The sequence below is a fragment of the Massilia sp. CCM 8734 genome (assembly GCF_011682155.1).
GTDB lineage: Bacteria > Pseudomonadota > Gammaproteobacteria > Burkholderiales > Burkholderiaceae_D > Telluria_A > Telluria_A rubra.
Genome location: NZ_WHJI01000101.1, coordinates 1 through 3,673 on the forward strand (window position 1 = coordinate 1; position 3,673 = coordinate 3,673).

Sequence of the window (3,673 nt, forward strand, 5' to 3'; positions counted from 1 at the left end):
TCGTGGACCAAGTCCATCCCGAATCGGGCAAGTTCGACGAGCACAAGGTCATGTTCGGGTTCGACTCCCTGGATGACGCGCGCGACGGATACGACGCCAATTATGCCCCTGGCTGGAAAGGCGGCCGTCATATCACCGAAACGGACACGGCCCCCTTCAAGAACTGGCTTGCGTCCGGCAAGACCAGACGCCCATTCGCAGAAAGCGCGCCGCGCCGCGGCATCCGCGCCGTGGAAGACATGCAGGCGGAAGCCAAGCTGCTGGGCGCCACGCCCGACCAGGTCGACGGGATCGCCTCCGGTGAAGAACTGTGGCGCAAGAATTTTCCGAAAACCTACGGCAATACTCCGGAGGAACGCAAGGCCGCGCCGCCGTTGGGCAAGCAGGAGCTGAACCGGATGACGACCCGGGACATGACCGACGACCAGCTGCTGCAGGCGCAAAAAGTGTTCGCCGGCGGCCCGCGTGCCAAGAAAATTGAAAAGGCGATCGCCGAGCGGGCAATTTCGCCTATGGCGACGCCAGAGCCGACCTCGCAAGTGGATCCCATGGCGCCCGCTTCCGGGGGCGATGAGGCCAAGATGGAGGTGCGCGCGCAAGCGGCGCCGGCGGAAAAAGCCGACCTCGACGCGCCCGCTGGTACCGCGCCCGAGCACGCGCGCATGTCGGCCGACAGTCCCCAGTCCCAGCAGTTAACGAGCGGCGTTATAGCGCGCGTAACGAAGCCTGGCGATTCTTTTGGCGGCGGCGACAATATGTGGATGCCCACGGGCCTGACGGCGCACGAGCTGGCCGAGCGCCCGGCAAACAGCGTCAAGCCCGCTACGCCTGGCCCGAAATCCGATACACTAACGACAACCCCAAGCAAGAAAGCAACAAATGAACGTAGCGACACTGGCCGCGAAGGCGCGCAAGCACTGGGAACTGTGGCTTCCGGAGAAGACGGAACAGCTGAAACTGCTGGGGGAATGGAGCGAGGCGACGCAGACGGCCGCGATCCAGGCGCACCGCCTGATCGTGGAGCTGAAAACGCAGGGCTTCCAGCAACACGAGGCGGAAGAACAAGCCCTGAGCCTGTATATCCTGCTGACGCCGGAGCCGGCGCCGACGGACGACTGGGAGGCGCGCGAGCTGGCCGAGCTGGAACGCGAGTATCAAAGCAGGATGCAGGAACCAGCGCCCCTGTAAGCGCCGCGCCGGCGCCGTCGGCGCCGAACATTCCCGCTGTCAATTTCCGCATCACCGAAGACGTGCGTCTCGGGCAGGGCGGCGAAGTCCAGAAATTCAACGACAACTTGACCGCGATCCGCACCATGCGCGCGATCGAGGCCGAGAACCGCCGCGCCACGCCGCGGGAACAGGGCATTCTCGCCCGCTATGTGGGCTGGGGCGGCCTGGCCAACGCGTTCCCGGCGCCCGAATCGGGCGAATTCAAGGACGCATGGAAGAAGCGCGGCCCCGAGCTGGCCGAGCTGCTGACCCCGAAAGAATATGCGCTTGCGCGCCGCTCGACCCTTGACTCGCACTACACGTCCAAGACGGTCGTTGACAGCATGTGGGCGGCCGCGCGCCGGCTCGGCTTCAAGGGCGGCCTGGCGCTTGAGTCGTCCATGGGCGCCGGCAACTTCCTTGGCCTCATGCCGGCCGACGTTGCTAGGCAAACCAAATTCGTCGGCGTTGAGTACGACAACCTGACCGCGCGTATTGCGACACTGCTGTACCCGGCCGAAACAGTCCTCAACAGCGGCTTCCAGAGCGTGCCGCTCACCGACGGCTCGTTCGACCTGTCGATCGGCAATCCGCCGTTCGGCGATCAATCCCTGCGCTTCCAGTTCAAGCCGGAAATCAACGGTCATTCGATCCACAATCAGTTCTTCCTTGCCGCCCTGGACGCGGTTAAGCCGGGCGGCCTGCAGGTCCAGGTAGTGTCGCGCTACCTGCTCGACAAGATCGACTCGTCCTCGCGCACCATGCTGGCGAAAAAAACGAAGCTGCTTGGGGCAATCCGTCTGCCGGACACGGCATTCAAGGAAAATGCCCGCACCTCCGTAGTGACGGACATCGTTTTCCTGCAGCGCTTGACCGCCGAAGAAGAAGCGAACATGGAACAGGCGTTCGAGGCAGCGGGGAAGAAAGCGGAGCGCAATCCCGACGCCGAGTTCGCTCGCCAGGCGCTGGCCGCGCAAGTTCCCGACTGGGTCCGCACCACGTCGGTGGCTGATCCGCTGGGCGGCGACGCGATGCCGATCAATACCTATTTTGCCAGCAATCCGCAGATGATCATGGGCGTACTGGAGCGCTCTGGATCCACGGCCTTCGGCAAGGACATCACCGTGCGCCTCGATGATCCGGACAAACTGGCCGAGCGCCTGGCCGATGCGATCGGGCGCCTGCCTCAGGATGTCATGGTCCAGACCCAAAGCGGCGTGGACGCCGCGATCGCGCGCCACAAGGACATGAGCGATGCCCTGCGCATCGCCCTGGCTGGCCACGAAAACGGCTCAATCAAGCTGGAAGCCGGCGCACTTGTGGAGGTGATCGAGCGCGAAACACCAGAAGGCGGATACGAGCTGTCTCGCCGCACGCTCTCGCCAGCGTCCCCATGGTCCGACGCCCTGTACATGAACAGCACCGGCCAGTGGTATGTGGTCGAGGCCCAGCTGGGCGTCGACGGCAAGCCGGCCAAGCTGATCAAGGACGGCAAACAAACCAAGCTCAATATTTACGACCGCAAGGTATTCGCTTCGGAAGCGGACATCCCGACCGGGATGCTGCTGGGACAAACGAAATTCGACCGCCTCAAGCAACTGGTGAACCTGCGCGACCTGCTCAAGGAACAGCTGTCGATGGAGGCAGAAAACGCCCCAGTGGCGGCGATCGAGGCAAACCGCAGCGCGCTGAAAGCCGCCTACGATGGCTTCGTGAAGGCGCACGGATTCATTTCCGAGCCGGCGAACTCGTCGCTGGTGTCGAACATGCCCGACGGCGCGCTGGTGCAGGCGCTCGAATTCGGCTATCGCCCCGCCATTTCCGCAGCGCGCGCCGCCCGCATCCGTGAAAAGGTGCGGCCGTCGACCGCCGAGCCGGCGCCGATCCTGTTCAAGCGCGTGATCGTTCCCTACGAGGCACCGACGTCGGCCGACACGATGGCGGACGCCGTGGCCATCAACATGGCCGAATCGGGCCGGGTCGACATCGAGCGCATTGCCTCGCTTATGGCGAAGAACGCCGCCGAGATCGAGGCCGACCTGGCGGCCGCCGACAAGCCGCTGCTGTTCAAGGACCCGGAAACGGACGAATGGGTATCGCGCAACGACTACCTGACCGGACACGTCAAGCGCAAGCTCAATGCCGCGCGGGCCGCGCACCTGACCGCCAACATCATCGCCCTGCAGGAAGTGCAGCCGGAACCGTGGGGTGCGGAGAACGTCACCGCGCTGCTGGGCTCATCCTGGGTGCCGCCGACGGTCTACGCTGACTTTGTCGAGCATATCTCGGGCAATACCGCGCGCGTGGCATTCTCGGCCATCACCAACAGTTATAGCATCAACGGCCGCGCCGACGACCGCGGTCGGGAGGAGGAATGGGCCTCGCCAGGCTACACCTCCGTCGAACTGATCTCGGACCTGCTCAATAACAATCAGATCAAGGTCTTGGTCTACGACAAGGACGG

The 3,673-nt window shown here is 64.1% G+C and carries 1 protein-coding gene and 2 pseudogenes; all 3 read left to right on the forward strand.

The window, feature by feature from the left end; translation table 11 throughout:
* Window positions 1-50: 50 nt before the first annotated feature.
* Window positions 51-110, forward strand: a pseudogene (locus F2P46_RS38955) (hypothetical protein); the annotation flags it as partial.
* 769 nt (window positions 111-879) lie between these two features.
* The gene (locus F2P46_RS38120) at window positions 880-1,188 is read left to right on the forward strand and encodes a hypothetical protein (protein WP_229509596.1); all 309 of its coding nucleotides are present in this window, start codon (window positions 880-882) and stop codon (window positions 1,186-1,188) included.
* Between the two features lie 62 nt (window positions 1,189-1,250).
* Window positions 1,251-3,673: pseudogene (locus tag F2P46_RS35480) on the forward strand (hypothetical protein); the annotation flags it as partial.